At 35.3% G+C, this 26,989-nt stretch carries 27 protein-coding genes and 1 tRNA gene; 11 read left to right on the forward strand and 17 right to left on the reverse strand.

The genetic code is table 11. From position 1 onward, the window contains the following. From VFM92_RS02385 to tviB, 7 genes are read right to left on the reverse strand one after another with little or no spacing between them, the layout of a single operon-like run. A complete protein-coding gene (locus tag VFM92_RS02385; protein ID WP_325120595.1) occupies window positions 1-894 on the reverse strand; it encodes a CoA ester lyase in 894 nt (297 codons plus the stop codon). After that, window positions 891-1,355, reverse strand: coding sequence for a MaoC family dehydratase (locus VFM92_RS02390; RefSeq protein WP_325120596.1), 465 nt, complete (start codon window positions 1,353-1,355; stop codon window positions 891-893). The genes VFM92_RS02385 and VFM92_RS02390 overlap by 4 nt, the downstream gene beginning before the upstream one ends. Continuing rightward, window positions 1,342-2,169, reverse strand: coding sequence for an HpcH/HpaI aldolase/citrate lyase family protein (locus tag VFM92_RS02395; RefSeq protein WP_325120597.1), 828 nt, complete (start codon window positions 2,167-2,169; stop codon window positions 1,342-1,344). Before VFM92_RS02395 ends, VFM92_RS02390 begins: the two co-directional genes overlap by 14 nt. Then, the gene (pseF, locus tag VFM92_RS02400; RefSeq protein WP_325120598.1) at window positions 2,166-2,834 is read right to left on the reverse strand and encodes a pseudaminic acid cytidylyltransferase; all 669 of its coding nucleotides are present in this window, start codon (window positions 2,832-2,834) and stop codon (window positions 2,166-2,168) included. Before pseF ends, VFM92_RS02395 begins: the two co-directional genes overlap by 4 nt. Beyond that, window positions 2,831-4,015 carry a UDP-4-amino-4,6-dideoxy-N-acetyl-beta-L-altrosamine transaminase gene (gene pseC, locus VFM92_RS02405; RefSeq protein WP_325120599.1) on the reverse strand — a complete coding sequence of 395 codons (1,185 nt, stop codon included), beginning with the start codon at window positions 4,013-4,015 and terminating at the stop codon, window positions 2,831-2,833. Before pseC ends, pseF begins: the two co-directional genes overlap by 4 nt. Beyond that, entirely contained in the window at window positions 4,012-5,022 is a 1,011-nt protein-coding gene (gene pseB, locus VFM92_RS02410; protein WP_325120600.1) for a UDP-N-acetylglucosamine 4,6-dehydratase (inverting), read from the reverse strand. The genes pseC and pseB overlap by 4 nt, the downstream gene beginning before the upstream one ends. Before the next feature lie 22 nt (window positions 5,023-5,044). Then, a complete protein-coding gene (gene tviB / locus VFM92_RS02415; protein ID WP_325120601.1) occupies window positions 5,045-6,295 on the reverse strand; it encodes a Vi polysaccharide biosynthesis UDP-N-acetylglucosamine C-6 dehydrogenase TviB in 1,251 nt (416 codons plus the stop codon). A 528-nt stretch (window positions 6,296-6,823) separates the two neighbouring features. On the opposite strand from tviB, the gene VFM92_RS02420 reads away from it, so the two are divergent. Together VFM92_RS02420 and VFM92_RS02425 are read left to right on the forward strand one after the other, a co-directional pair. Further along, window positions 6,824-6,899 (forward strand) — tRNA-His (locus VFM92_RS02420). Between the two features lie 581 nt (window positions 6,900-7,480). Further along, on the forward strand, window positions 7,481-7,846 hold the full coding sequence (locus tag VFM92_RS02425) for an endonuclease domain-containing protein (RefSeq protein WP_325120602.1): 366 nt from the start codon (window positions 7,481-7,483) through the stop codon (window positions 7,844-7,846). A gap of 511 nt (window positions 7,847-8,357) precedes the next feature. Here VFM92_RS02425 and VFM92_RS02430 read toward each other — a convergent pair. Continuing rightward, on the reverse strand, window positions 8,358-8,603 hold the full coding sequence (locus VFM92_RS02430) for a type B 50S ribosomal protein L31 (RefSeq protein ID WP_325120603.1): 246 nt from the start codon (window positions 8,601-8,603) through the stop codon (window positions 8,358-8,360). Between the two features lie 142 nt (window positions 8,604-8,745). On the opposite strand from VFM92_RS02430, the gene VFM92_RS02435 reads away from it, so the two are divergent. Further along, a complete protein-coding gene (locus tag VFM92_RS02435) occupies window positions 8,746-10,458 on the forward strand; it encodes a capsule assembly Wzi family protein (protein WP_325120604.1) in 1,713 nt (570 codons plus the stop codon). 115 nt (window positions 10,459-10,573) lie between these two features. Here the strand turns inward: VFM92_RS02435 and VFM92_RS02440 are convergent, their stop codons facing one another. Continuing rightward, on the reverse strand, window positions 10,574-10,729 hold the full coding sequence (locus tag VFM92_RS02440) for a hypothetical protein (protein WP_325120605.1): 156 nt from the start codon (window positions 10,727-10,729) through the stop codon (window positions 10,574-10,576). Window positions 10,730-10,887: 158 nt separating this feature from the next. After that, complete coding sequence (locus VFM92_RS02445) at window positions 10,888-11,253, reverse strand: DUF1987 domain-containing protein (RefSeq protein WP_325120606.1); 366 nt, start codon at window positions 11,251-11,253, stop codon at window positions 10,888-10,890. A gap of 266 nt (window positions 11,254-11,519) precedes the next feature. Between VFM92_RS02445 and VFM92_RS02450 the strand changes: the two genes are divergently transcribed. Together VFM92_RS02450 and VFM92_RS02455 are read left to right on the forward strand one after the other, a co-directional pair. After that, window positions 11,520-13,337, forward strand: coding sequence for a M1 family metallopeptidase (locus tag VFM92_RS02450; RefSeq protein ID WP_325120607.1), 1,818 nt, complete (start codon window positions 11,520-11,522; stop codon window positions 13,335-13,337). Window positions 13,338-13,362: 25 nt separating this feature from the next. Then, entirely contained in the window at window positions 13,363-14,277 is a 915-nt protein-coding gene (locus VFM92_RS02455) for a universal stress protein (protein ID WP_325120608.1), read from the forward strand. A 54-nt stretch (window positions 14,278-14,331) separates the two neighbouring features. Here the strand turns inward: VFM92_RS02455 and VFM92_RS02460 are convergent, their stop codons facing one another. Together VFM92_RS02460 and glmM are read right to left on the reverse strand one after the other, a co-directional pair. Continuing rightward, a complete protein-coding gene (locus VFM92_RS02460) occupies window positions 14,332-15,480 on the reverse strand; it encodes a cysteine desulfurase family protein (RefSeq protein ID WP_325120609.1) in 1,149 nt (382 codons plus the stop codon). Between the two features lie 4 nt (window positions 15,481-15,484). Continuing rightward, window positions 15,485-16,879 carry a phosphoglucosamine mutase gene (gene glmM, locus VFM92_RS02465; RefSeq protein WP_325120610.1) on the reverse strand — a complete coding sequence of 465 codons (1,395 nt, stop codon included), beginning with the start codon at window positions 16,877-16,879 and terminating at the stop codon, window positions 15,485-15,487. Window positions 16,880-17,042: 163 nt separating this feature from the next. Between glmM and VFM92_RS02470 the strand changes: the two genes are divergently transcribed. From VFM92_RS02470 to VFM92_RS02495, 6 genes are all read left to right on the forward strand, one after another. Next, window positions 17,043-18,005 carry a hypothetical protein gene (locus tag VFM92_RS02470; protein WP_325120611.1) on the forward strand — a complete coding sequence of 321 codons (963 nt, stop codon included), beginning with the start codon at window positions 17,043-17,045 and terminating at the stop codon, window positions 18,003-18,005. 57 nt (window positions 18,006-18,062) lie between these two features. After that, complete coding sequence (locus VFM92_RS02475) at window positions 18,063-18,398, forward strand: metalloregulator ArsR/SmtB family transcription factor (RefSeq protein WP_325120612.1); 336 nt, start codon at window positions 18,063-18,065, stop codon at window positions 18,396-18,398. Between the two features lie 69 nt (window positions 18,399-18,467). Continuing rightward, a complete protein-coding gene (locus VFM92_RS02480) occupies window positions 18,468-18,944 on the forward strand; it encodes a DUF6428 family protein (RefSeq protein ID WP_325120613.1) in 477 nt (158 codons plus the stop codon). 75 nt (window positions 18,945-19,019) lie between these two features. Continuing rightward, complete coding sequence (locus tag VFM92_RS02485) at window positions 19,020-19,631, forward strand: protein-tyrosine-phosphatase (RefSeq protein ID WP_325120614.1); 612 nt, start codon at window positions 19,020-19,022, stop codon at window positions 19,629-19,631. Further along, a complete protein-coding gene (gene arsB, locus VFM92_RS02490) occupies window positions 19,624-20,661 on the forward strand; it encodes an ACR3 family arsenite efflux transporter (protein WP_325120615.1) in 1,038 nt (345 codons plus the stop codon). The genes VFM92_RS02485 and arsB overlap by 8 nt, the downstream gene beginning before the upstream one ends. Before the next feature lie 102 nt (window positions 20,662-20,763). Continuing rightward, window positions 20,764-21,822, forward strand: coding sequence for an ArsO family NAD(P)H-dependent flavin-containing monooxygenase (locus tag VFM92_RS02495; RefSeq protein ID WP_325120616.1), 1,059 nt, complete (start codon window positions 20,764-20,766; stop codon window positions 21,820-21,822). A gap of 50 nt (window positions 21,823-21,872) precedes the next feature. Here the strand turns inward: VFM92_RS02495 and VFM92_RS02500 are convergent, their stop codons facing one another. From VFM92_RS02500 to VFM92_RS02520, 5 genes are all read right to left on the reverse strand, one after another. Then, window positions 21,873-22,490: a DUF6134 family protein gene (locus VFM92_RS02500; protein WP_325120617.1), complete on the reverse strand. Its 618-nt coding sequence runs from the start codon at window positions 22,488-22,490 to the stop codon at window positions 21,873-21,875. Further along, entirely contained in the window at window positions 22,478-24,016 is a 1,539-nt protein-coding gene (locus tag VFM92_RS02505) for a YifB family Mg chelatase-like AAA ATPase (protein ID WP_325120618.1), read from the reverse strand. The genes VFM92_RS02500 and VFM92_RS02505 overlap by 13 nt, the downstream gene beginning before the upstream one ends. After that, window positions 24,006-24,587 (reverse strand): D-sedoheptulose 7-phosphate isomerase, encoded by a 582-nt coding sequence (lpcA, locus tag VFM92_RS02510; protein ID WP_325120619.1) that lies wholly within the window; start codon window positions 24,585-24,587, stop codon window positions 24,006-24,008. Before lpcA ends, VFM92_RS02505 begins: the two co-directional genes overlap by 11 nt. Window positions 24,588-24,595: 8 nt before the next feature. Then, on the reverse strand, window positions 24,596-24,991 hold the full coding sequence (locus tag VFM92_RS02515; protein ID WP_325120620.1) for a hypothetical protein: 396 nt from the start codon (window positions 24,989-24,991) through the stop codon (window positions 24,596-24,598). Between the two features lie 120 nt (window positions 24,992-25,111). Continuing rightward, window positions 25,112-26,938 carry an ABC transporter ATP-binding protein gene (locus VFM92_RS02520; RefSeq protein WP_325120621.1) on the reverse strand — a complete coding sequence of 609 codons (1,827 nt, stop codon included), beginning with the start codon at window positions 26,936-26,938 and terminating at the stop codon, window positions 25,112-25,114. Window positions 26,939-26,989: the final 51 nt, after the last annotated feature.

Consider the following 26,989-nt stretch of genomic DNA (forward strand, 5'->3'; position numbering starts at 1 on the left):
TTAAGTAGTTTTATTGATCAAGTCCATTTTTTTCAGGATTTTTTGTGAGGATAAAATCATTGGAGGTCCCACGAATTTACCATTCACCAATGCGACTCCCTTCCCTTCTTTTTTTGCCTCATGCGCAAGCATTAAAATTTCATTGGCATTAGTAACCTCTTCTTCTGTTGGAGAAAAATATTGATGAACTAATGGTATTTCTTTAGGGTTTAGGACCATCATTCCCTCAAATCCTAAGATTTTAGCAATTTTAAGATTTTCCTCAAGTTCATCTAAATCATGAACATTAATGTGGACAGTATCAATAGGGACTACATTATTTGCTTTTGCAGCCATAGCAATCATGGCCCTTGGTGTAAATAAACTTTGTCCAGCTGAGTCATGGATTCCACCTAAGTCTGTTATAAAATCTTCACAACCATAGGCAATCGCGATAACTCTTGATGACGCTTTACATATTTCCTGTGCATTTAATACTGCTGCTGTGGTTTCAATTAAAGGTATAAGCTTAAAAGTTCCAATAGGAATCTCTTTTTCATATTCTATTGTTTCAAGTAATTTATCTATAAAATAAATATCTTCCCCTTTTTTAGCTTTAGGGTACATGAACCCATGAACCCCTTCAATAGTAAGTTGATATATGTCTTTTAGTAATTGCCCGCTTTCTCTATCATTTACTCTGGGGAATATCTTTTTATTTCCAAAACGTCCCGATTCGACCCAATCTTTTATGTTTGCCCTTGCAATAGGTTTATTTTCAGTAGGCTGAACGGAATCCTCTAAATCTAGTAATAATACATCAGCATTTTTGGTGCTAGCACTTTCCATCAACTTTAAATTGTGTGCCGGAACAAACATTAAACTTCTCATCAAGAAAAAATCATCGCTCTTCATGCCTCTTCTTGCTTTTTAATTAATACATTTCTTTTAAAAGAGATTACACTCTTTCCCTCCTGATTAATTCCAAAAGTTTCAACATACACTATCCCGGCAGTGACATTGGATTTCGATTCTCTTTTATCTATAATTTTTGTTTTAGCATAAATTGTATCACCTATAAATACAGGGGCTAGATGGTTTATTTCTTCGTAATTTAAATTTGCTATAGCTTTCCCGCTTATGTCAGGGACCGTTATGCCCACTACCAAGCTAAATACTAAAGTGCCTACAACCAATATTTTACCATATTTTTCATCTTTGCAGTAATCTGAATTTAGATGGACTGGGTGATGGTTCATTGTAATAAGGCTAAATAAATTGTTATCACTTTCAAAGATTGTTTTTGAAAGTTGGTGTTCTATTTCATCACCAATTTCAAAATCCTCATAGTAATTACCCATTTTAGATGGTGTCATATCCTATTGATTTTAAAATATTATTTATTCGTTTAAGGTGGGGCTTCTCCAAAATTTGACCTTCTATTTTAGCTATTGTAAAATTGGATTTCCCTCCGATATCATCTATATATTGTTTTACTTTTTTTGCAAATAATATGTCTTTCGCAGTAAAATTAGAAAGATTCTTCAGAATATTTAATTGCCAAGGATGTATTATAAATTTAGACTCAAAGCCTTTGCTAATTCCATCACGACATTCATTCTGAAATTCATTTTCATCATTTATATTCATGGAAGCAATATCTATTGTCTCTTTTTCAAATGCTTTGGCAGTATTTAAAATTTTCATTCTGGCCCATAAAATATTTTCACTTGTATGTTCCATTCCCATAGCATCACAATAATCGTGGCTACCCAAACCAATTGCTTCAACATACTCTGTTTGAGCAATTTCATCTAAAAAAATCAAGGCTTTTGGACTTTCGATCAAAACTATTAAACGTGGATCCTTTCTCAGGTTCTTAGAAATAAATAATGCGAATTCTTCAATTTCTTTTGAATTTTCGACTTTTGGCAAAACAAATCTGTGAAACCCCTCTTTTAGCAACGGTAATAAATATTTATAATTTCCACTAGTTGTTTTATAGGTATTTATCACCCTTGTATAGGTGTGATTCGGTAAATTATAGTTTAAGATATTATTTATAGCTTCATCAACATTTGTGTTGTGAATTGCATCTTCTAAATCCAATATAATCTCATCCGATTCTATATTGGTTGCCTGTTTGAGGAATTTCTCATTATTAGCTGGTATGAAAAAGTAACTTTTCATCCCTTTAACAAAAAGTTAAATTTCATTTCTGCACTTTTCCAATCATCTTCTGTATCTATGTCCTGTACGTATTCTGCAGGAATCACTAATGCTCCTCTCTTGTCCGACCGTAAGCCTTTTTCTGATTTCATCCAATAAAACTGCCCCGCATCGTGATAAGCATCTTCAAGATCCTGCGACCTGGATTTTAAAAATTCAGGATAAAACCAATCTACTTTCCCTTCATTTGATATTTTCATTGCTCTTTGTATAGGGTAAGAAAATTTTGCAACTGGTCGCACTGAGTCAAAATCTTGACCTTTTAACATATTAAGAGAACTGATTAAGTGCTTTCGTTGAATTAGAGGTGAGGTTGATAACATGCAACAAGCATATTTGAATTTCCCTTTATAAAAGGATAATACTTCATCGACAACATCTGCCAAAGGTGCATAATCATCAGCATTTTCCTTCGATCGCATAAAAGGTACATTTGCCCCATACTTCTTGGCTACTTCAACGATTTCCTCATCATCAGTTGAAACCATAACCTCATCAAATAAACCCGATTGCAAAGCAGTTTCAATGGAATAAGCTATAATAGGTTTACCTAAAAAGTCCTTAATATTTTTTCTAGGAATTCTTTTGCTTCCTCCTCTTGCCGGTATGATGCAAAGATTACTCATTTGTAGAATTCAATAATTTTGTTGATTACAAATTCTTGATCTTCAATAGGTAAAGTGGGGAACATCGGCAAACTTAAACAATTTTTATAATAAGTTTCTGCATTAGGCATATCGCCTTCCTTCCATCCAAAACTTCTATAATACGGCATCAAATGAGTAGGAATATAATGAATCTGAGCAAATATTTTATTTTCTCTCAAATGGTTGTAAAGTCCCAATCTATCTTCCACTTCAATAACATATAAATGATAGGCATGACCTTTAACTACTCCAGATTGACCTATGATAAAATTTTCCCCTTCAAATGCTTCAAAATATTTCTTTGCAATTTCTTGGCGTCTCGCTAATCCTTCATCAGCTCTTTTTAACTGGCTTAGACCTAGAGCAGCCTGGAAATCAGTTAATCTGTAATTATATCCAAGGTCCTGCATTTCCATGTACCAGGCAGGATAAGAACTGTCACCGCCTGCAAATTCAATAGAGTTATCATAAGAACTTTCATCCTTAGTGATACCGTGTGTCCTTAGTTTTAAAAGCTTATGGTATAATTCTACATCATTGGTAGAGACCATTCCACCTTCACCTGCAGCAATGTGTTTTACTGGGTGAAAAGAAAAAATCGCTAAATCTGCAAATTTTCCATTTCCACAGTTTTGATTCTGTCCTTTGCTATCTGTAAAGTATCCTCCTGGAGAGTGACAAGAATCCTCAATTATCCATAAGCCATATTCATCAGCTAATTCTCTAAAAGCTTCAAGATTTACGGCTCGTCCTGCAAAATCTACTGGTATAATGCCTTTGTAAGTTCCTTTGGGTGAAGCTTCTAGCAGTTTTCTTACTTTATTAATATCTAATAAATATGTTTCAGGATCAATATCTGCAAAAACCACTTCGCCACCACAATACTTTACGCAATTGGCAGAAGCGGCAAAAGTAATTGGGGTGGTAATGACTTTATCACCTTCTTTTACATTTAAAGCAAGGCAATTTAAATGTAGGGCTGCTGTTCCATTAGCAACGGCAACTGCATATTTGGACCCTATATATTGGGCGAAAGCATCTTCAAATTCCTTGATTTTAGGACCTTGGGTAAGATAGTCCGATTGCAAGGTTTCCACTACTGCCTGAATATCAGTCTCTGTAATGTTTTGCTTTCCGTATGGGATTATTTGTTGGCTCATACTTCAAAAGAAGGGTCTACATGTTCTTTAATTAGGGTGCGTAAACTTTCAATAGTTTCCCACTCCGTGTTCTCTCCAGAATTATACTGAAATCCTTTTTCTACCTTTTTGGCGTTAAATTGTTTGATATAATCTTCTAACTTCCATTTATGAGTTGCTGGTAAAATAGTATAATATTTTCCCAAATCATAAGTGTAATATGAATCGGATGAAGTGATCATTTCTTCATGAACTTTCTCCCCGGGTCTGATTCCCACTTCAGGTTTTTCGCATTCCGGACCAATAGCTTCTGCAACATCAGTAATTTTATAAGATGGAATCTTAGGAACGAATAATTCGCCTCCCCAGGCATATTCTAAGGCATGCATTACCATATCTACACCCCCTTGAAGTGAAATATTAAAACGCGTCATGGAAGGATCTGTAATAGGTAAAACTCCATCTTTCTTTTTGTTTAAGAAAAATGGAATGACAGACCCATTGGATCCCATAACATTCCCATATCTTACAACTGAAAACTTTATAGGGTTATTTCCTTTGATATTGTTTGCAGCTATAAATAGCTTATCAGAAGTTAATTTAGTAGCACCGTAAAGATTGATAGGTGCGCAAGCTTTATCTGTTGAAAGTGCCACAACACGTTCTACTTTAGTAGCAAAACATGCATCAATCACATTCTGTGCTCCATTAACATTTGTTTTAATACACTCATCAGGGTTATATTCTGCAATAGGAACATGCTTCATAGCAGCTGCATGGATTACATAATCAATACCTTGCATAGCCCTTCTTAATCTTTCTCCATCTCTTACATCACCAATAAAAAACCTTATTTGAGGGTATTTATTATGAGGATATTCCTGAGCCATTTGAAACTGTTTTTGCTCATCTCTGGAAAAAATAACGACCCTTTTTACATTTGGATAAATATCAAAGATATGTTTGGTTAATGCTTTTCCCAGTGAGCCTGTTCCGCCCGTTATTAAAACTGCTTTGTTATTCAACATATTTAATATATTACAAAAATTTCTATAATCTTTTACTTACTAAACCTCTCTCAAAAAATCCTTTAATGTCATAAGTGACTCCATTTTCATTTAAATGGTTGGATAAGTTGAAATCTTTAAATTCTTTATGTGAAACTGCTAAAACGATAGCATTATAATCTGAGCCTGGCTTTTCAATTAAGTCAACCCCGTACTCATGTTTCACTTCTTCTTTATCTGCTTGTGGGTCGTAGGTTTCTACTTCTATGCCGTAAGATTGCAGTTCTTTAATGACATCTATTACTTTGCTGTTTCGAATGTCAGGACAATTTTCTTTAAAAGTTATACCCAAAACCAAAGCTTTAGAACCTTTGATTACAGAGCCCTTTTGTGCCATTAGTTTTACCACTGAACTGGCTACGTGAGCACCCATATTGTCATTGATTCTCCTTCCTGACAAGATCACTTGCGGATGATAACCTAATGATTCTGCTTTGTGGGTTAAATAATAAGGATCAACTCCTATACAATGTCCACCTACTAGCCCTGGCTTAAACGGTAAGAAATTCCATTTAGTACCAGCTGCTTCTAATACATCGGCAGTATCAATTCCCATTTTATCAAAAATTAATGCCAGCTCATTTACGAAAGCAATATTTAAATCTCTTTGTGAGTTTTCAATTACTTTTGCGGCTTCCGCTACTTTGATAGTGGCTGCTTTATGTGTTCCTGCGGTAATAATTTCTTTATATAATTGATCTACCTCTTCAGCAATTTCTGGCGTACTTCCAGAGGTTACTTTTTTAATGGTAGGTAATCGGTGCTCTTTATCTCCCGGATTAATTCTTTCTGGTGAATAACCACAGAAAAAGTCTTGATTGAATTTCAAGCCACTTTCTTTTTCCAAAATAGGCACGCAATCATCTTCCGTACAACCTGGGTAAACGGTAGATTCATAAATCACAATATCTCCTTTTTTCAAAGTCTTCCCAACTGTGGCAGAAGCCATTTTCAATGGAGTTAAATCAGGCTGCTTATATTCATTGATAGGAGTAGGAACTGTAACAATATAATAGTCCGCATCCTTTAGATCTTCTATATCAGCTGTATATTGAAGATGTTTAGCACCTTTCAATTCCTCACTATCAACTTCCAAGGTTCGATCGTAACCATCTTTAAGCTCTTGAACACGTTTTTTATTAATGTCAAAACCTAAGACTTCTCTGTATTTGCCGAATTCTGCAGCTAAGGGAAGTCCCACATAGCCTAAACCAATTACTGCGATTTTTTTCATACTATAATCCAAATGAAGTGCAAAATTAGTCATTTTCCATAACTAAGGAAGTGAATGTGCTTTTAATATCAAATGTATTGGAAAAGTGAAAGTTAGATTAGAAAAGTTAAAGGCTTTTTAACCACTGAATTGCACTAAAGATTTCACTAAGTACACTGAGGATAGCCGTAGGCTGTTAATTTAACCACAAAGTAACAAAAAAATAAAAGGACAGCCGAAGGCTGAATATATTCACGCCAAGACGCAATGGCGCAAAGTTTACGCAACGAAAAAATGACTAGCTAAAGATAAAGGTGTTTAGCCATTTATCCTCCTAGAATATTTCTACCTTCATCCTAGTCAGATCCTAATTAAAAAAACCTTTGCGGTTCACTTCAATCCTTTGCGTCATAGCGGCTCTGCGAGAGTAGTCACACAGCCTTTGGCTGTTAATTTTTTGCTTCTTCTTTTCTTTAGCGAAAACTAAAAAATATTTCCGTATATACTTTTTTGAAATGGAATTTACTTCTTACCTTTGTGAGCCAAAATGGTGGATGTAGCTCAGTTGGTTAGAGTATCGGTTTGTGGTACCGAGGGTCGTGGGTTCGAGCCCCATCTTCCACCCAAAAGAGCCTCTACAGTTAGTAGAGGCACTTTTTCTCAATTTGATATCATAATTGATATTTTTCTTGCCCAAGTTTTCTAAGAAAACAATCAACAAATTCGATTGAAATCGAATCAGTTGACAAAATTTATTTGTAATCATTTCATTTATTCTTGGCTTAGCGATTAGACGGATCGAACCGTCAAACCGTAAAGTTCAGTTATGCCGCCTACAAGGCTTTCCAAAATTATTAACTCTCAAATTTTTAATTGTTAATTAATAAGACCTCTCTGTCCTTCGGACATCTCCCCTAAAACAAGGGAGCAACAGATTGTGCCAAACATGAGAAGTTTGCCTAAGAAAAACTCTTATACTTCAAAACAGAACAAACAAAAGATTTAAAATAAACAGTATAAATTGGCTAGAAGCAGTTCCCCACTCCCCTCCTTACAAAAAGGAGGGCTGCCCGAAGGGCGGGGTGGTTGTCAAAACCTGTGCCCGAGAGCGGGGCGGTTGCATAAATTCAAAATTAAATCAGATTCTTTTTTAAAATATCAGAGCTTTTTATTTAATTGAAATCGCAACAATACATAGTTAGTCCCTTGAAAAACTATCAAATCCATAATAGACCTGAACTAAAAGAATACAGAAAAAGACTGAGAAACAATGGTACACCTGCAGAAGCCTTTTTGTGGAATTACTTAAAAGCCAAACAATTAAAAGGCAGGAAATTCAGAAGGCAATTTAGTGTAGGAAACTATATTTTAGATTTTTATTGCCCTGCTGAAAAACTTTGTATTGAATTGGACGGTGCCGACCATTTTACTTCAGCAGGTTATCAAAATGACGAGGAAAGAACAAATTATTTAAATCATCTCGGAATCAAAGTTATTAGATTTGAAAATAAAACAGTTTTTGATGCAACTGAAAGTGTGTTGGAGACTATTGTGAGTAATTTTAAGGAGTGAAAAAGCTCTTAAACCGCTGAATAACCCCTCAGTCCTTCGGACAGCTCCCCTAAAACAGGGGAGCAACAGATTGTGCTAAACATGAGAAGTTTGCCTAAGAAAAACTCTTATACTTCAAAGCAGAACAAACATAAGATTTAAAATAAACAGTATAAATTGGCTAGAAGCAGTTCCCCACTCCCCTCCTTACAAAAAGGAGGGCTGCCCGAAGGGCGGGGTGGTTGCAAATCAGTCCGAAGGGCAGGGTGGTTGAGTTGCTTGTGTGTGGCAATCAAAAAACCAAAAAATAAATATTGAATAAATTAGCCATTTTTCCTTCTCCAATAGGAGAAGGATTAAAGGATGAGGCTTAATAAAAGCTTAACTTAACGACATTGAGCCTTTGGCTGGAGGCTAAATAATCTAAGCGAATCTTCCCCTTTTGGGGGAATTAAAGTGGGCTGGCACAAAAAAAGTCTCCCCGATTTTGACATCAGAGAGACTTTTAGAAAGAAATGATAATCTAAAATTATTACTTCTTTTTGTATTTTTGGTTGAACTTCTCCACACGACCTGCAGTATCCAAGAAGATTTTCTTTCCTGTATAAAAAGGGTGAGAAGCTGAACTAACTTCGATTTTAATTACTGGATATTCTTTACCATCTTCCATTTTAATGGTTTCACCTGAGGACATTGTAGACCTCGTTAAGAATTTCACATCTGCTTGAGTATCCCAAAACACAACTTCTTTGTATTCCGGATGAGTATCTTTTTTCATAACTACTAAATTAAATTATTGATTTCCAACCAATTCTTTTAAAAGGAATGCAAAAATAAGGGAAGCTTTTGTTCTTTCCAAACCACCACCTATTTATTGGTCATATATTTTTGGTTATCTTGCACCCGCTAATTTATTCAATATGAGATTAACACTAACCGCCTTACTCTTTTTATCAGTCTTCACAGTACATTCTCAAGCTGTAAATGCCCCCTTAAACCGCGATTATTACCATCTTTTAGAAAGACTGGAAGTGAGGAGCGGCAAATTTTCTGAAAGTTTTCATGCTTCTATGAGGCCTTTTAATAGAAAAGAAATTGCTCAATTTCTGGATAGCTTAGACACAGACAACTTCAATAGAAGAGATAAATTCAATTATAATTATCTTAAAAATGATAGTTGGGAATGGGCTGACAGTGCTAATTATAAAAATAGGAAAGGTGTTTTAGGACACATTTATAAAACCAAACCTGATTTTCTAAATGTTCATAATGAAGAATTTGATTTACATATCAATCCTGTTTTGGCGCTTTCATTAGGCCAAGAAAGCATAAGCGATAATAGATTATATACCAATACGAGAGGTTTCGAAGTGAGAGGGCTCATCAATAAAAAACTCGGTTTTTACACTTTTGTCGGTGAAAATCAACTAGTTCTTCCCCATCATGTGAGAAATTATATTAATCAATTTAATGCTGTGCCAGGTGAGGGATTTTGGAAGCCCTATGGTGATAATAATGAAGGAGTAGATTTTTTCACTGCCCGAGGCTATATCTCCTTTCAAGCAACAAAAAGTATCAATTTACAATTTGGTCATGATAGATTTTTCATTGGTAATGGAGAACGATCGCTTATTTTAAGTGATTTCGCAACCGGCTATTTATTCTTGAAAGCTGAAACCAATATTTGGAAATTGAATTACACCAATCTTTTTGGATTACAAACTGCTGATGTGGTGTTAAGAGGAAATCAATTGTCGGGTACACAATACCAGTATCCACGGAAATTTATGTCCCTCCATCACTTAAGCTATAATATTACAGACAATATTAATATTGGGATTTTTGAAGCCATTATGTCTGGAGATTCTTCAGTTGCTCAAAATCCTATAGATCCCGTTTATTTTAATCCCATCATTTTTTACAGAGCACTAGAACAACAAGATGGTAGCTCGGGCAACGCTTTAGTAGGGATGGATTTCCGAGCATTATTTTTGAAAAGATTTAGCCTTTATGGCCAATTAGTATTAGATGAATTTTTGATTGACAACTTAAGACAAGGCGGCTGGTGGGCCAATAAGTGGGCGGTGCAAACTGGCTTAAAATATTTTAATGCTTTCGAAATTCCTAATCTAGATTTACAAGGAGAATATAATGTTTCCCGTCCTTTCATGTATGCACATGATTCTAATTTCACCAATTACGCAAATTACAAACAACCATTAGCGCATCCTTTAGGTGCTAATTTTAGGGAGATGATTGCCACTTTGCGCTATCAAATCAGTCCGAGAATTCACTTTCAGGCAAAAGCGGTTATGGCAGAATTTGGAACAGATACGACTCAAAATAACCACTTCGGAGGAAATATCTTCAAGCAAAATAATGCTCGCTATAGCCATATAAATCCTGATACTGGAAGTAGATGGCAATTTGGACACACTATTGGGCAAGGAGAAAGCAATACGTTAAGATTTATAAAAATGACATTAAGTGTAATGCCTTATCACAATTTGTTTTTGGATGTGAACTACAGCATTAGAAATCAGCAAAGTGAATTTGAAAACAACACCAGTGAAAATACTTTTTATGGTGTTGACCTCAGATGGAATATTCCAAAACGAGAGAATTTATTCTAAAAGGTGACCAAGTGGAGAAGTGCTGCTGTGTTTTCTAGCTTATAGTAGAGCTTGTTGCAAAACATAACTCGTCCTACCTACAAAAACTGGCTAAATCATAAATAGATTGAAAGAATTAGCTATTATTTTTAATTTCTGAGAGCCGAGCTTTGTTGTATCCCTCTTTGAAAGCATCAACATATTTCTCTGTATTGACCACTAATTCCATTGTCAAAACAGTAATTAATCCTATGAAAAATCCAGTAATATGCTCTTTTTTAATTCTTTTCATTTCTAGAATTTAAATAGTCAGTGCAATTTTCTTCAATTTATAATTGAAATCCAAAATCTCCGCCCCAGGAATCTAAAAACTAAATCCTTTTAATCGCAAAAGGGAAAATATTAGGTGATTTAATTACTGCGTAAACTATTAAGGCTTAATGCTTAGCCTTAATTATAAGGAATAATCTCGATTGGTAAACGACAAAGATTAGCGAAATCCTCTCCTATTTCCATCATGTCATCGTCTGCTTCTCTGTAGTACCACTTAATTTTCACATCCTTACCTTCTATATCCTTAATAGATTCCATCTTATGAATCATATCTAGCATTAACTTCGAAGTACTGGTATTGAAGTAATCTAATCTGAAATGAAGTTCAGTAACTGGTTGGGGATTTTCCATATATCGATTGAGGTGATCGAAGATGGGAGTAAAAACATCCATTGGATTCTCAGGAATAGAGGAACCTGAGATTTCAAAAAAACCTTTTTCGATATCGATGACCACCGTGGGTCTTTGATGTGTGCCTGACATTCTAAACATACTGTGTCAAATATGCTAACAATTTATGTTAACTTCAAAATCTTGTTCTAATTTTCGATAATTATCAGTTTTTTTACCCTAAATAATAGATTTTCGCGCGTTGCCTTAAGTACAAATTTTGAAAAAGGATAAATATGCTTTTATCAAAAAAATTAGACCAGTTAAAAAAATCAACTTAACAAGAATAAACCATGACTAAATCGGCTTTGTTATTTTTTATATTACTAGGCTTATTTGCTTGCAATACAAATAAAGAAATGAAAAACACAAGAATCAAAACTAGTGACCTTAAGAAGGACGATCAACATTCGTTTGCCAAACCTCAAAAGGCAATAATCACTCACCTTAATTGGAATGCTACCATTGATTTTGAAACTAAAACGATAAATGCAATAGCTCAATTTAATATCCAAAAATACCCTAATGTAACTGAAATAATACTGGATACTAAGAATTTGGATATTGAGAAAATCTGGAGAAATAAAGACGATTCTGTAGACTTCGTATTAAAAGAGCAAGTTGAAATTTTGGGTCAAGCATTACATATACCTTTAACTAAAGAAACTGAAACTATTAGTATTCAATATAAAACTTTCCCTGATTCTGAAGCACTGCAATGGTTAAGTGCACAGCAGACTGCTGGAGATTCTCCTTTCCTTTTTACGCAATCCCAAGCCATCTTATGTCGCTCATGGATTCCCATTCAAGATTCGCCTGGCATCAGATTTACTTATGAAGCGCAAGTAAAAGTACCAAAAGGGAATTTAGCTATAATGAGTGCTGAAAATCCACAAGAAGTTGATTCAACAGGGAATTATAATTTTAAAATGCAGCAGCCTATTCCAGCTTATCTAATGGCCTTGGCTGTGGGAGATTTGGAATACTACAAAACTGGTCCAGAAACAGGGATTTATGCAGAACCAGCCACAATGGAAAAAGCCGTAAAAGATTTGGAAGATTTGCAGTCCTTTTTGGAAACCGCTGAAGAACTTTATGGCAATTATCGTTGGGGTCAATTTGATGTCTTGATATTGCCTCCCAGTTTCCCTTTTGGAGGAATGGAAAATCCTCGTCTGACTTTTGCAACTCCTACCATATTATCGGGTGATAAATCTTTGGTTTCCTTAATCGCTCATGAACTGGCCCATAGTTGGTCAGGAAATTTAGTAACCAACGCAACTTGGAATGATTTCTGGCTAAATGAAGGCTTCACGGTCTATTTTGAATACCGTATTATGGAAGCGCTCTATGGAAAGGATTACTCTGAAATGTTAGCTTCCATTTCCCACAAGGAATTGAGGGGTGAAGCCAAGGAATTGATTGACAACGGGAATGCAAAAGACACTCATTTAAAATTAGATTTAGCTGGTAGAAATCCCGATGTGGGGATGACCGCTATTGCTTATGACAAAGGCTACTTCTTTTTAAAATACATAGAAGAACTTACGGGCAGGGAAAAATTTGATGATTTTTTGAAGCAATATTTCACAGAGCATGCATTTGAAAGTATTAACACAGAGCAATTTTTGCTTTACATGGAACAAAATCTCTTTGGGAAGCATAACATCCCGATGCCAAAAGATTTATTTTCTAATTGGGTTTATGGGTCTGGAATACCTGAAAATCTACCAAAACCCAATTCTGAAAGATTTAGAAATGTAGAGCAGTCGATTGCAAAATGGTTAAATACTGAAAATATTGATACACTCAAGTGTCAAGACTGGAGCACCCACGAATTCTTACATTTCTTTCATCAATTGCCCGATTCGATTGAATATAGCGAGGTGCAAGCATTGGATGAAAAATTCGATTTCACCAATGGCGGAAATTCTGAAATATTAGCAGAGTGGTTTTTATTGTCTATCAAAAAAGAGTACCGTCCTGCATATGGGGCAATGGAAAATTTTTTAATTAATACGGGCAGGAAAAAGTTTTTAATGCCCCTTTATGGTGAGCTTGCTAAAACAGAAAACGGCAAAAGGATTGCTTTAAATATCTACAAAAAAGCAAGGCAAAATTACCACTATGTAAGCTACAATTCGTTAGACAAATTATTAAATTACCAAACAGATTGATTTTCATATAAAACTAAACTGAAAAATGTATAAAATAGAAAGACTTTTAGTTGCACTTGACTTAACTGAAATGGATGAATTACTGATAAAATATTCATCACATTTAGCTAAATTTTTGAAAAGTGAAAAAGTGTATTTTATCCATGTTGCGAAAGACCTTGAACTGCCTGAAGACTTAAAAAAAAATTATCCTGACTTGATGGCTCCAAATGATGAATCCATGGCTGATTCTATTAATAAATTGGTTGAAAAAGCGTGGGATTCTGACTATAAATGTGAAAAAGTAATTGAAATCAAAGAAGGAGACCCATCAGACCAAATTCTTAAATGGGTGAATATCAAGGATATTGATATGATGGTGATGGGCCGCAAAAGAAAACTAAAAGGCGGTGGTATTGTGCCACAAAAAGTAGCAAAAGTTGTACACACTTCCCTCATGATGGTCCCTGAAGGCTTTGGATTTAAGCTAGACAAGGTTGTAGTACCAGTTGATTTTTCAAAGCATTCCAAACTAGCGGTTGAAGAAGCATTATCCATCACAGAAAAAAATAAGGTGGACGTTTCATTAGTGCATGTATATGATGTCCCATCAGGCTATCATAAAACAGGAAAGAATTATGATGAATTTTCTAAAATCATGGAAGGACATGCAAAAAATGACTACAAGGAGTTTATAAAAAAGAATGAATTTCCTGAGGATTTAAATTGTGATTATGTTTTAGATGAAGATAATTCACCCGCAGATAAAATCTTTGAGTTTGCCTCTGACCAGAAAGCTGATATGATTATAATGGGCTCTAAAGGAAGAACAGGATTGGCCTCTATTTTATTGGGAAGTGTCGCTGAAAAGGTAGTGGTTTACGACAGCGAAATTCCTTTGATGATAGTAAAAGAAAAAGGGGAAAATATGGGCTTTTTGAAAGCGCTGCTTAAATTATAATGCTACTTTAAAACTAACTTTCCCAAAGTCTTCAACTTTGGGAAAGTTTAAATCCTACCCTACCGTCTTCTTCTCATAAATTTCAGCTACAGCATCCACAGCCTTATCAATCTCTTCAGCAGTATTATATTTACTAAAAGAAAAACGGACATTTGGTCTTTCCGAGGCTTTTCCTAATTCTGCTATCACATGCGAACCCACATCACTTCCACTACTACATGCCGAACCTCCACTAGCAGAAATGCCTTTGATGTCCAAGTTAAACAATAGCATATCACTCATATTTGAAGGAGGCAAACAAACATTCAAAACTGTGTAAAGGCTTTTGTCTTGGTCGGCACTTAAGCCATTGAAATCAACTCCTTCAATTTTGGCTTGAAGCTTCTGAATCATTCGGTCTTTTAAGCCTTGAATATGGTTGTGATGTTCTTCCATATCACGATAAGCAATTTCCATTGCTTTGGCCAAACCTACTATTCCATAAACATTTTCTGTCCCTCCACGCATGTTTCGTTCTTGAGCACCTCCATGAATAAATGGATGAATTTTATGCTCACCATTGATGTATAAAAAGCCAACACCCTTAGGTCCATGAAATTTGTGAGCAGCACCAACAATATGTTGTGCCTTTATTTCCTGTAAATCATGGGTATAGTGCGCCATCGTCTGAACTGTATCAGAATGAAACACTGCGCCATGCTCTTTACAGAGCCAACTGATCTCCTCTAAATCAATGATATTCCCGATTTCATTATTTCCGTGCATGAGGGAAACTAAGCTATCAGGATTTTTGCTTAACCAATCTTTTAAAGCATCCATCTCAATCGAGCCGTTTTCATCTAATGGAACATAATCCAATTCAATTTGGCCAGCTTTTTCTAAATGCTGAAGTGTATGTAAAACAGCGTGGTGCTCAATTTTTGAAGTCAGCGCTTTCTTGATTCCTTTCTGTTCAATACTGCATCTTATAGCAGTATTATCAGCTTCAGTACCACCAGAAGTAAAAAATATTTCAGAGGGTGAAGTATTCAATAATTCAGCAATGGTTCTTCTGGCTTTTTCAATTGCAGCTCTGACTTCACGTCCATGTGAATGAATAGAAGAAGGATTCCCAAAATGACTCAACATAAAAGGTTTCATCGCTTCAAAAACTTCAGGGTCTAAAGCGGTGGTTGCTGCGTTATCCAAATAAATCCCTGCCATAAAATTAGTCTTCTTTGTATGCTATAATTTCTTTAATATCAGAAATCATTTTTTGTGCCAAATGCTCTGCTTTTGATTCGGAATCTGATTCAGAATAAATTCTTATAATAGGCTCCGTATTTGACTTCCGCAAATGAACCCATTCTTTATCAAATTCAACTTTAACTCCATCAATGGTATTGATAGGCTGGTTTTTATATCGGACTTGAATCGCCTCTAAAATGCCATCTACATCAATTTCAGGAGTCAATTCAATTTTATTTTTAGAAATGTGATAGCTTGGGAAAGTTGATCTTAATTGCGAACAAGATTTTCCAGATTTAGCTAAATGCGTCAAAAATAGGGCAATTCCAACCAAAGCATCTCTTCCATAATGCAATTCAGGATAAATGATACCTCCATTACCTTCTCCACCAATTATGGCTTCGGTTTCCTTCATTTTGGTGACTACATTTACTTCTCCAACTGCAGAAGCTTCATAAGAACCTCCCCTTTTTTCAGTTACATCACGCAAGGCTCGTGTACTTGAGAGATTGGAAACTGTATTTCCTTTTTGTTGGCTTAAAATATAATCAGCAACTGCTACTAATGTATATTCCTCTCCAAAAGGAGTTCCATCTTCGTTTACAATCGCTAACCTATCTACATCAGGATCAACTACAAAGCCTAAATCATAGTGACCATTAGCCAGTTCATTGCTTATATGTGTGATGTTTTCAGGTAAAGGCTCTGGGTTATGCGGGAAGTTTCCATCAGGATAGCAATACAGTTCTCTAACTTCAGTCACACCCAAAGATTTTAACAATTTTGGAATTGCAATTCCGCCTGTGCTATTGACTGCATCCACTACAACTTTGAACTTTCTTTCACGAATGGCTGCAACATCAACTAAAGGCAAATCAATTACCATGTCGATGTGCTTTTGGATATAATGGTCCTGAGTAGTGTATTTTCCGATTTTCTTAACTTCGCTAAAATTATAATCCGCGCTTTCAGCCAAATCTAAAATTGCTTGCCCATCTTCACCAGAAATAAATTCTCCCTTTTCATTTAAAAGTTTTAGAGCGTTCCATTGAACTGGATTGTGGCTTGCTGTCAGGATAATCCCACCTGCTGCCTTTTCCAAACCAACAGCTATCTCAACCGTTGGTGTGGTCGAAAGCCCTAGGTCAACTACATTCATGCCCATTCCTTGTAAAGTGGCGGCAACTAATTTTGACACCATTTCACCTGTAGGCCTAGCATCCCTACCAATAACAACTTTATTGTTATCTGATTTGGTTCTCAACCAAGCTGCATAAGCACTACTAAACTTTACGATATCAACGGGCGTTAACCCATCTCCTGTCTTTCCTCCTATGGTTCCTCTAATGCCGGAAATTGATTTTATTAAGGTCACTTAATTTATTGTTTGATTCAATCAACAAAGGTACTAAAAAATGCAGCGTGACGGAATTCTTTTTAATATTACGCACGAAAAAATATCTATTCATCGATAACTCCTTGAAAAAACCAACTTTTGTTATTAAAATCGATTCTTTAACTTTATTTTATGTAAAATTTTGCTAGCTGCAATAAAAATATGGAATACGTCTGGCATTTCATTTGATATGGATGCCCAAGAGAGAAGAAAAGTATTTCTAACGAATGCTTTAGCTCTTTTTGTGGCTATATACACCTTTGCGGTTGCGCTAAATGACTTTTTTATTGTTGAATATTATTTAGCTGGATATAGAAGATTAGCAATATCCATTTTGATGTTTTTGATTCCATATTTGAACTCTAAAAAGCACTTTAACCTCTCTAAAAGCATTTTTCTCTTTCTACCCAGTTTCGCTCAATTTGGAATACCTATCTTGATTGGAGACATTACCGAAAGTCAATTCATCTGGTTTCAGTACGTAGCCGCTATTTTTTGCTCGGTTCCTTTTCTTTTATTTAATCAAGAAAAAGATAGAGGGTTGATAATCTTGTTTTTTACTTATTATTTATTAATCACACTTTTCATAGACCGAGGACTTTTATACGCATTAGAAACTCCTCTTCAACCCGCTATAAGTGACTATATAAGTGATTTTAATCGTTATAAATTTCCACCTCTTTTTATAGCATTGTTTTCAAGTGCTACTCTTATGTGGTATAACAACACCAATTACAAATATGAAAAAATCCTTAAAAAAACGAATCTCGAGCTTAATGAAATGCAAGAAGAATTAATTTCTAAAAATGAGGAATATGAAGCCATAAACCGCAATTTAGAAGCTATGGTAGAAGAGCGAACAAAACAAATAAAATCAAAAAACAGCCAAATAATTGATTATGCCTACATTAATGCCCATAAAGTAAGAGGACCATTAGCTAGAATTATGGGTCTAATCAATATTTCTGAGTATTCAAACGACCCTGAAGAGTTAAAAAATATTTTTGATAAATTAAGGCCTCCTTCTCAAGAACTTAATGTAATTATAGATGAAATTAATAGAACACTTGAAGAAGGAAATTCAAATGATGTTGAAGAAAAATAAAATCAATTTATTTTTTAATTCAAATTAATCGTAATATTGCAATATAATAAAAATCAAATGGGCGTAACTAAATCTGACTTATTCACGGAAGAGCAAAATGACCTGGCAAATGTAGCTAAAGCATTTGCACATCCGGCTCGTATTGCTATCATTCAGTATTTACTGAAATCAAATGCCTGTATAAATGGACATTTAGTTTCTGAACTCGGATTAGCACAAGCTACCATCAGTCAGCATTTAAGAGCTCTAAAAGATATAGGCATCATTCAAGGTACGATCGAGGGTGTATCGGTTAGTTATTGTATAAACCCAACCCGTTGGGAAGAAGTAAAAAATCTATTCAGCGAAATTTTTGAACTGTATAAAAACCCCAATCAGCAAAATTGCTGCTGATATTTTTTTGTATATAATCATCGTAATATACCAATAATACGATAAATCAAAATCTATAAAATAAAAAACATGAGACTATCTGAAATCAAATCAAGGCTTGACGATTTAAATGAAGTAAAATTTCAAATCCCTAATGGAGAGTTTGTTCCTCCACATTTTCATATTACAGAGGTTGGAATCATCACTCGCAATTTCATTGATTGCGGTGGAACAATGAGAAACGAGCAAAAAGTGAATTTCCAACTGTGGGAAGATGGTGATTTCGACCATAGATTGGGTGCTAAAAAACTGCAGAATATTATTAACTTATCTCAAGAGAAATTAGGGATAGATGATAATTTGGAGGTTGAGGTCGAATATCAAGGCGCAACTATCGGTAAATATCTTTTAGATTTTAATGGAGAACACTTTGTATTGGTCAATACCCAAACAGATTGTTTGGCCAAAGATAAATGTGGTATCCCAGCTTCAAAACCAAAAATGCAATTAGCAGATGTTACAGGCTCTACTTCAAATGCTTGTGCTCCAGGTGGTGGATGTTGTTAAGCCTTAATAACCCGCCAGATTTAAGAAAAATTAGATTAGTTGTCCTAATCCATTACTAAAATGTTCCAAAGACTCATGGATTATATCGAAAAATTAGACCCTAATTCCATACCTGATGAGAGAAGGGAAGTATTAAAACCATTTATTGATTATTTGCAAGAAAAAGTCGATTCAGGAAAAGACATCTCATTGAATTTTATCTGTACTCACAATTCCAGAAGAAGCCACCTCTCTCAAATTTGGGCTCAGGCGATGTCAGAATATTTCAAATTAAATCAAATTACTTGCTATTCGGGAGGAACTGCATCTACTTCAGTTTATCCAATGATTTTACAGGTTTTAGAAGAAGCGGGATTTGAATCAATTCAACTTTCAAAAGAAGAGAATCCTGTAATTGCAGTTAAATATGACTCGGATAGGCATCCAATCATTGCATTTTCAAAAACATACGACCATCCGTTTAATCCTACCATAGGTTTTGCTGCCCTGATGACTTGCTCTGATGCAGATGAAAATTGCCCCTTCATTCCAGGCACAGAAAAAAGAATTTCTCTTAATTATGAAGACCCAAAATCTTTTGATGACAGTCCTTTGAAGCATCAGAAATATAAAGAACGAAGCCAGCAAATTGCTACAGAAATGCTATATGTGTTTAGTAAAGTAAATAAACTTATTATTCATGGCTAATACTAAAAGTTTAAGTTTCTTAGATAGGTTTTTAACCTTATGGATTTTTCTAGCAATGATTCTAGGAGTAGGAATCGGTTACATAATTCCTTCAAGTGCTAATTTTATTGATTCTTTAAGTTCAGGGAGCACTAATATTCCAATTGCAATAGGATTGATATTGATGATGTATCCCCCACTAGCAAAAGTGGATTACAAATTACTACCTAAAGTATTTAAAAATACAAAAATATTATCTGTCTCTCTCCTTTTAAATTGGATACTTGGGCCTATTTTAATGTTTGTCTTGGCAATTATATTTCTTCCGAATGAACCAGAATACATGGTCGGGCTTATTCTTATTGGATTAGCCAGATGTATAGCCATGGTGTTGGTTTGGAATGATTTAGCAGAGGGAAGTAGCGAATATGGCGCAGGATTGGTGGCATTAAATAGTATTTTTCAAGTTTTTGCTTATAGTTTTTATGCCTGGATTTTCATTACCATTCTACCACCTTACTTTGGCTTTGAAGGTGCGATAGTAGACATCTCAATAGCGACAATAGCTGAAAGTGTTGCTATTTACTTAGGGATTCCATTTTTGGCCGGTATTCTCAGCAGAATGATTTTGGTATCATGGAAAGGAAAAGATTGGTATAAACAAAAATTTATCCCAGCAATTTCACCAATTACACTCATTGCATTACTTTTTACCATCATCGTAATGTTTTCGCTAAAAGGTGAGTTAATAGTTGAAATTCCATTAGACGTCATAAAAATTGCGATTCCACTACTCATATATTTTTCTATAATGTTTCTTATTGGGTTTTTTGTCACCAGAGCAACTGGAGCTGCATACGATAAAAACGCTGCTGTAGCATTTACTGCTGCCGGAAATAATTTTGAATTAGCCATAGCAGTTGCCATTGCCGTTTTCGGATTAAATTCTGGACAAGCCTTTGCTGGCGTTATCGGTCCATTGGTTGAAGTCCCTGCTTTAATTTTACTAGTTAGGGTATCGTTCTGGTTAAAGAAAAAATATTATTCATAATTATAGTTGAACTATCTCCAAGACTTATAAATATCGTTCTTCATGATTATTTTCGATTCAGCTTGGCAATTAATTTATTTAAAAATTCTATAAAATGAATCTATGCCTGAACATAAAATACATGATGTCATCATAATTGGAGGTGGGCAAAGCGCTTTAGCTTGTGGTTACTATTTAAGAAGGACAGATTTGGACTATGTCATTTTGGATAATCAAAAAGAATGCGGGGGTGCATGGCAACATGGTTGGGATTCTCTTACACTCTTTTCGCCTGCTGAGCAAAGTTCATTACCCGGTTGGCTGATGCCTAAATCAGAAAACGAATTTCCTACGAGGGATGAGGTGATTGATTATATGTGCCAATATGAAAAGCGCTACAAACTACCAGTTGAAAGACCTCTTAATGTTAAGGAAGTTGAGGAGAAATCTGATTACTTTAAAATTATTACGGATAAATCAACTTTTTACAGCAAAGCCATAATTTCCGCAACTGGCACATGGGGCAAACCTTTTATTCCCAATATCCCCGGAAAAGATAGCTTCAAGGGAAAACAAATTCATTCAGCGCATTATAGAAAGCCAGAAGATTTCTCTGATAAAAAAGTATTAATAATAGGAGAAGGAAACTCCGGTGCACAAATTTTAGCTGAGGTTTCTAAAGTTGCTGATACCGTTTGGGCTACTCTCAAAACCCCTGAATTTTTACCTGACGATGTCGATGGCCGAGTTTTATTTGACCAAGCTTCTGCTAAATATTATGCTGAAAAGAAGGGCGAAAAATTTGATGCTTCAACATACAATTTAGGCAATATCGTGATGGTTCCATCAGTAAAAGAAGCTAGAGAGCGAGATGTTTTGCACTCTAAGGGTCAATTCAATTCTTTTACTGAAACTGGAGTACTTTGGGAAAATGGCGAAGAAGAAGCTTTTGATGCCGTGATATGGTGCACAGGTTTTAGATACGCTACCGACCATCTCCAAAAAATAGTCTCCACTGATGACAGAGGGAAAATTAAAACTCAAGGAACTCGCTCAATTGAAGAAGAAAATCTTTGGTTGGTTGGCTATGGTGGCTGGACAGGATTCGCTTCGGCAACTTTGATTGGAGTTGGAAGAACAGCGAGGTCTACGGTAAAGGATATTCAAAATCGTTTAAAATAAATGTGCCTAAAATCTAATAGTATTTAAAGCTCCAATTTTTTAGTTCACTATTAATCTTGTTCAGTATTTCTTAATTTTAAAACATATTCTACTGCACCAAGATTGAAATTTCGTTGAGTACAAATTCCATTCTCATTATACCTTAAGATGGACTTTTCTCCTTCATCGTTTAGCATCATAAAACGATTTTCAGACGGCAGTTTCGCTATTTTATAATATTTGTGTGTTACCTCTGAAAATGCAGAATCTCTTCTTTGCGGTTGGTTAAAATACAGCTTCAATGAACTATTCAAAATTGGTTTTTCATGCCAACCGCTTACCGTATCTTGAAAAGTTCTATAATATTTTTTTCCATATAACCGCTCTATTTTTGCCTCCTCCAATATCTCTCCATTTGTTTTATCTACAAAATATGCTTGACTTAAGGTATCATTTTGATAAATCGCTTCTTGTAACTGAACCATTTGAGTTTGCCTAAACAACTCATATTCTAAATCCATCAAAGCAGAAAAATAAACTTTTCCACTATCTAATACTTTTTTAGTGACCATCAAATTACCAACTGGTTTCCCCTCTATACTCACATCGTATATGAGTTCTTGACCATAACCCAAGAAACCTAAGCCCAAAAAAATACTTATCAGAAAACTTCTCTTTAACCTGCCCATTCTTCCCTATCTAAACTTCTATATTGTATGGCTTCCGCCAAATGTTCAATTTTAATATCCTCACTTCCAGCTAAATCTGCTATAGTGCGGGATACTTTCATTATCCTATCATAAGCTCTGGCTGAAAGCCCCAATTTTTCCATGGCATTCTTTAATAATGTTTTTCCAGCCGAACTTATCACGCAAACTTCCTTAACCATTTGTGAAGGCATCAGAGCATTGGAATGAACTTCTTCTAAGCCTTCAAATCGTTTTTCTTGTATCGCTTTGGCCGCAATTACCCTTTTGCGGATGGTGTCACTACTTTCCGCTTTTCTATCAGCCGTCATTTGGTCAAAAGAAACTGGGGTAACTTCAACATGCAAATCTATTCTATCCAAAAGCGGACCACTTACTTTATTCAAGTAACGCTTTACTGCACCTGGAGGACAAACGCATTCTTTTTCTGGGTGATTATAATAACCACATGGACATGGATTCATACTCGCCAGCAACATGAAATTAGCTGGGAAATCAACCGATACTTTTGCTCTTGAAATAGTGACTCTGCGTTCCTCCAGTGGTTGACGCATTACTTCTAAGACCGCTCTTTTAAATTCAGGAAGTTCATCCAAAAAGAGAACACCATTATTTGCTAAAGAAATTTCTCCAGGTTGAGGAATTCCTCCTCCACCGACAAGGGCAACGTCAGAAATTGTATGATGAGGTGCACGATATGGACGAGTTGCAATCAGAGATGAGTTTGGTCCTAACCTCCCAGCAACAGAATGGATCTTGGTGGTTTCTAGTGCTTCAGTCAAACTTAATGGGGGCAGAATTGATGGGAATCTTTTAGCCAACATTGTCTTTCCAGCTCCGGGAGGACCAACCATAATTACATTATGACCACCAGCTGCAGCAATTTCTAATGCTCTTTTTATATTTTCCTGACCTTGCACATCTGCAAAATCAGCTTCATAATCGTTGAGATTCGTGAAAAAGATATCACGGGTATCCATTTCCATTGGTTTAATGTCGGAAGTACCTTCCAAAACACCAATGGCATCTTTTAAATTTGAGACTGGAATCACATCCAGATTATTCACAATAGCGGCTTCCGCTGCATTTTCTTGAGGTAGAATAAAGCCTTTAAAGCCTTTCTTTCTAGCTTCTATGGCAATGGGCAAAACCCCTTTTATGGGTCTGAGCGTACCATCCAAGGCCAATTCCCCCATAATCATATATTTACCTAATTCTTCTGTAAAAATCTGCTCGGAACCTTTTAAGATACCCAAGGCAATCGGCAAATCATAAGCAGAACCTTCTTTTTTGACATCCGCTGGTGCCAAATTAACGACTACTTTTTGTCTGGGCATTTTGTAGCCACTGTATTTTATGGCAGCGTCAATACGGTGTTCGCTTTCTTTAATGGCATTATCGGGTAATCCTACCATATGAAACTTAGTACCTTGGCTAACATTCACCTCAATGGTGATAACATTGGCATCTACTCCAAAAACTGAACTTCCATAAGATTTAGCTAACATACCCTAATCTTTTTTCAATCAGTAAAATAAAAACATGAATAATTTTGATGTGAATTTCCTGAATTCTGTCGGCATAACCATCATGAGGAACACGGATTTCCACATCACATTCCTGCGCCAATTCGCCACCATTTTTGCCTGTAAGCCCTACAATTTTCATCCCCTTAGCTTTGGCTGCTTTGCAGGCCTCCAAAATATTTTTTGAATTTCCACTAGTACTAATGGCCAATAAAACATCTTCCTTTCTGCCTAATGCTTCAATTCCTCGGCTAAAAATAAATTCAAAACCATAATCATTTCCCACACAGGTGGTATGGCTGATATCCGAAAGTGCCATCGCGCCAATTGCAGGTCTCGCTTCCCTAAATTTTCCGCTTAATTCTTCCGCAAAATGCATAGCATCACAATGAGAACCGCCATTTCCACAACTCATTACTTTTCCTTCCTGCTTGAAGGAATCGACCATTATTTCTACTGCAGATTCAATGTTGGCTAACTGCTCGGGTTGGTTTAAAAAATCATCCAGCGCTTTCTGTGCTGAAATAAGTTCATTTTTTATAAGGTTAATCATTCCTAGTCTTATGATTGGGGATTACTAGAATCATTTGTTTTGGTAGAATTATCTTCAGGAGCTTCACTTTTCGGATTGTCTAACTTATCCTTGGAAGGCTCAATCTTTGTGGAAGCATTTTCACTTTCAGATTCCTTCTTATCATAAAGTCTGGCTTTAAACTGATTAATTTCATTTTCATGTTTTTCAATCAGTTTTGCTTTAGCTTTTTCTTCCTGTTTGAAAAGAAATACTACAATTAGAAAAAGTAAAAGACCAGCTATTGAACTGTATTGAACGAGATCCATTTGCTTGAATAAATCAAATAGGAAGTTTAGATTGTTTTTTCCTATCGAAATAATTACCACTGTGGCAATGTGAAAGATAAGTAATGCCACAAAAACAATAGTTTTAAAAGTCTTCATAAAGATGGAGTTGTGATGGTTTTGATTATGAATATAAACAAATATAGAAATAATTTAAGAACTAATGGCTTTAGATTGCACGAATAGCAAACTACCACCTCAATAATTACATTCTACACTTTAGGAAACTGATTGAATTTCAATGAGCTTTTTGTAAACCCCTGCTTTTTCCATAAGTATTTCATGCTTTCCTTCTTCAATGATTTCACCGTCTTGCATTACATAAATTTTATCTGCCTCTTGGATTGTGCTCAGTCTGTGGGCAATCACAATAGAAGTTCTGTTCTTCATTAAATTGGTTAATGCATCTTGAACCAGTTTTTCTGATTCTGAATCTAAGGCAGAAGTAGCCTCATCTAAAATTAAAATGTCGGGGTTTTTCAAAATGGCTCTTGCGATGCTAATTCTCTGCCTTTGCCCTCCAGAAAGCTTCGTTCCTCTCTCCCCTATCTTAGAATCATATCCGTTTTCCATCTGAGCGATGAATTCATGAGCGTTTGCTACTTTGGCCGCTTGCTTTACTTCTTCTAAAGTACATTCCGGTTTTCCAAATGCTATATTATTGAAAATAGTATCATTAAATAAAATAGATTCCTGACTAACAATTCCCATTTTTGCTCGAAGGCTTTCCATTTTGATGTCTTTTAAAGAAACTCCATCTATTTGCACCTCACCGCTAACAGGATCGTAAAATCGAGGAATAAGGTCCGCCATAGTTGATTTACCACCACCTGAGGGCCCTACTAAAGCGATTGTTTGGCCTTTTTGAATATTGATATTGATATTTTTCAATACTTTTTCCTCACCATAGGCAAATGATACATTCTTAAAACTTAACTCACTTTTGAATTCAGTCAAATCTGAAGCGGTACTTTTATCATTTATAGCAGGCTCTAGATCTATAATTCCAAAAATTCTTTCGGCCGATGCTAAGCCTCTTTGAACATTACTGAAAGCTGTGGATAATTGCTTTGCAGGTACCAAAAGTTGGGAATAAATGGCGATAAATGCAATAAAACCACCTGCATCTAATTCAGAATTTCCTTCCAGAATCATTCCTCCACCAATAAGTAAAACTCCAACCACAACAAATACTCCCAGAAATTCAGAAGTTGGCCCAGCTAAGGCTTGTTTCTTCTGCATGCTAATATTAAAGTCAGCATAATTCTTCACTTCCCTTTGAAACCTATCTTTTGAGAAACCAATGGCATTGAATGCTTTAATAATTCGCATTCCACTTAAAGTTTCATCCAAAATGTCAGATATTCTACCAATTGTTTCCTGACTTTTTCTGGCTTTCTTTTTTAATGAAATGGCAATATATGAGATAATAAAGCCTGAAATAGGCAGGATAACTAGGGTGATTAAGGTTAGCTTAACCGAGATAAAAAATAAAGCAATAAAATATCCTATCAGCATAAAGGGTTCTTTTATTATGGCCTTTAAACTGTTTACTACCGTACCCTCTACTTCTTGCACATCGGCCATTACTTTAGACATAATATTGCCTTTTCGCTCTTCAGTGAAAAAACCAATATGCATATTTATTAATCTATCATATAGTGAATTCCTCAGATTTGAGATAACATTGGCTTTTACAATTGCGGATATCACAGCGAGCAAATATTTAAATATATTTGATAGAAAAATACTTACAATTAAAATTAAACAGACAAATTGTAAAGCAGCAAATCTATCCTCTTGCACAATCGTGAGCAAGTAGTAATCAAATACATCTGTCAAATACTGAATACTAAAATTAAAATCAGGCGCAGATTGAGGCACTTTATCTGTTTCTTGTGGTATGAATAGTACATTTAATACGGGTGCTAAAATCCCCAATGTTATAACACTAAAAACTGATTGAAAAATAGCATAAATTATATATTGAGGTGCTAACCAGCCTAATGGTTTTGCATAAGAAAGGACTCTAAAATACGTTTTCATTAATCAAATTTGATTTTAATGCAATTTACAAGATATAGTGGGTAATCAGAA

This window comes from Marivirga sp. (assembly GCF_035704835.1).
In the GTDB taxonomy this organism is placed as follows: domain Bacteria; phylum Bacteroidota; class Bacteroidia; order Cytophagales; family Cyclobacteriaceae; genus Marivirga.

Bases quoted from the DNA above. Each gene is read 5' to 3' on its own strand.
- VFM92_RS02480 (WP_325120613.1), top strand. From the start codon at position 18,468: ATGAGACTATCTGAAATCAAATCAAGGCTTGACGATTTAAATGAAGTA.
- VFM92_RS02520 (WP_325120621.1), bottom strand. From the start codon at position 26,938: ATGAAAACGTATTTTAGAGTCCTTTCTTATGCAAAACCATTAGGCTGG.
- VFM92_RS02515 (WP_325120620.1), bottom strand. From the start codon at position 24,991: ATGAAGACTTTTAAAACTATTGTTTTTGTGGCATTACTTATCTTTCAC.
- VFM92_RS02385 (WP_325120595.1), bottom strand. From the start codon at position 894: ATGAAGAGCGATGATTTTTTCTTGATGAGAAGTTTAATGTTTGTTCCG.
- VFM92_RS02485 (WP_325120614.1), top strand. From the start codon at position 19,020: ATGGATTATATCGAAAAATTAGACCCTAATTCCATACCTGATGAGAGA.
- VFM92_RS02495 (WP_325120616.1), top strand. From the start codon at position 20,764: ATGCCTGAACATAAAATACATGATGTCATCATAATTGGAGGTGGGCAA.
- VFM92_RS02460 (WP_325120609.1), bottom strand. From the start codon at position 15,480: ATGGCAGGGATTTATTTGGATAACGCAGCAACCACCGCTTTAGACCCT.
- pseF (WP_325120598.1), bottom strand. From the start codon at position 2,834: ATGAGTAATCTTTGCATCATACCGGCAAGAGGAGGAAGCAAAAGAATT.
- VFM92_RS02505 (WP_325120618.1), bottom strand. From the start codon at position 24,016: ATGTTAGCTAAATCTTATGGAAGTTCAGTTTTTGGAGTAGATGCCAAT.
- VFM92_RS02390 (WP_325120596.1), bottom strand. From the start codon at position 1,355: ATGACACCATCTAAAATGGGTAATTACTATGAGGATTTTGAAATTGGT.
- VFM92_RS02430 (WP_325120603.1), bottom strand. From the start codon at position 8,603: ATGAAAAAAGATACTCATCCGGAATACAAAGAAGTTGTGTTTTGGGAT.
- VFM92_RS02450 (WP_325120607.1), top strand. From the start codon at position 11,520: ATGAAAAACACAAGAATCAAAACTAGTGACCTTAAGAAGGACGATCAA.
- VFM92_RS02445 (WP_325120606.1), bottom strand. From the start codon at position 11,253: ATGTCAGGCACACATCAAAGACCCACGGTGGTCATCGATATCGAAAAA.
- VFM92_RS02455 (WP_325120608.1), top strand. From the start codon at position 13,363: ATGTATAAAATAGAAAGACTTTTAGTTGCACTTGACTTAACTGAAATG.
- pseB (WP_325120600.1), bottom strand. From the start codon at position 5,022: ATGTTGAATAACAAAGCAGTTTTAATAACGGGCGGAACAGGCTCACTG.
- tviB (WP_325120601.1), bottom strand. From the start codon at position 6,295: ATGAAAAAAATCGCAGTAATTGGTTTAGGCTATGTGGGACTTCCCTTA.
- arsB (WP_325120615.1), top strand. From the start codon at position 19,624: ATGGCTAATACTAAAAGTTTAAGTTTCTTAGATAGGTTTTTAACCTTA.
- lpcA (WP_325120619.1), bottom strand. From the start codon at position 24,587: ATGATTAACCTTATAAAAAATGAACTTATTTCAGCACAGAAAGCGCTG.
- VFM92_RS02395 (WP_325120597.1), bottom strand. From the start codon at position 2,169: ATGAAAAGTTACTTTTTCATACCAGCTAATAATGAGAAATTCCTCAAA.
- VFM92_RS02440 (WP_325120605.1), bottom strand. From the start codon at position 10,729: ATGAAAAGAATTAAAAAAGAGCATATTACTGGATTTTTCATAGGATTA.
- VFM92_RS02475 (WP_325120612.1), top strand. From the start codon at position 18,063: ATGGGCGTAACTAAATCTGACTTATTCACGGAAGAGCAAAATGACCTG.
- VFM92_RS02435 (WP_325120604.1), top strand. From the start codon at position 8,746: ATGAGATTAACACTAACCGCCTTACTCTTTTTATCAGTCTTCACAGTA.
- VFM92_RS02500 (WP_325120617.1), bottom strand. From the start codon at position 22,490: ATGGGCAGGTTAAAGAGAAGTTTTCTGATAAGTATTTTTTTGGGCTTA.
- pseC (WP_325120599.1), bottom strand. From the start codon at position 4,015: ATGAGCCAACAAATAATCCCATACGGAAAGCAAAACATTACAGAGACT.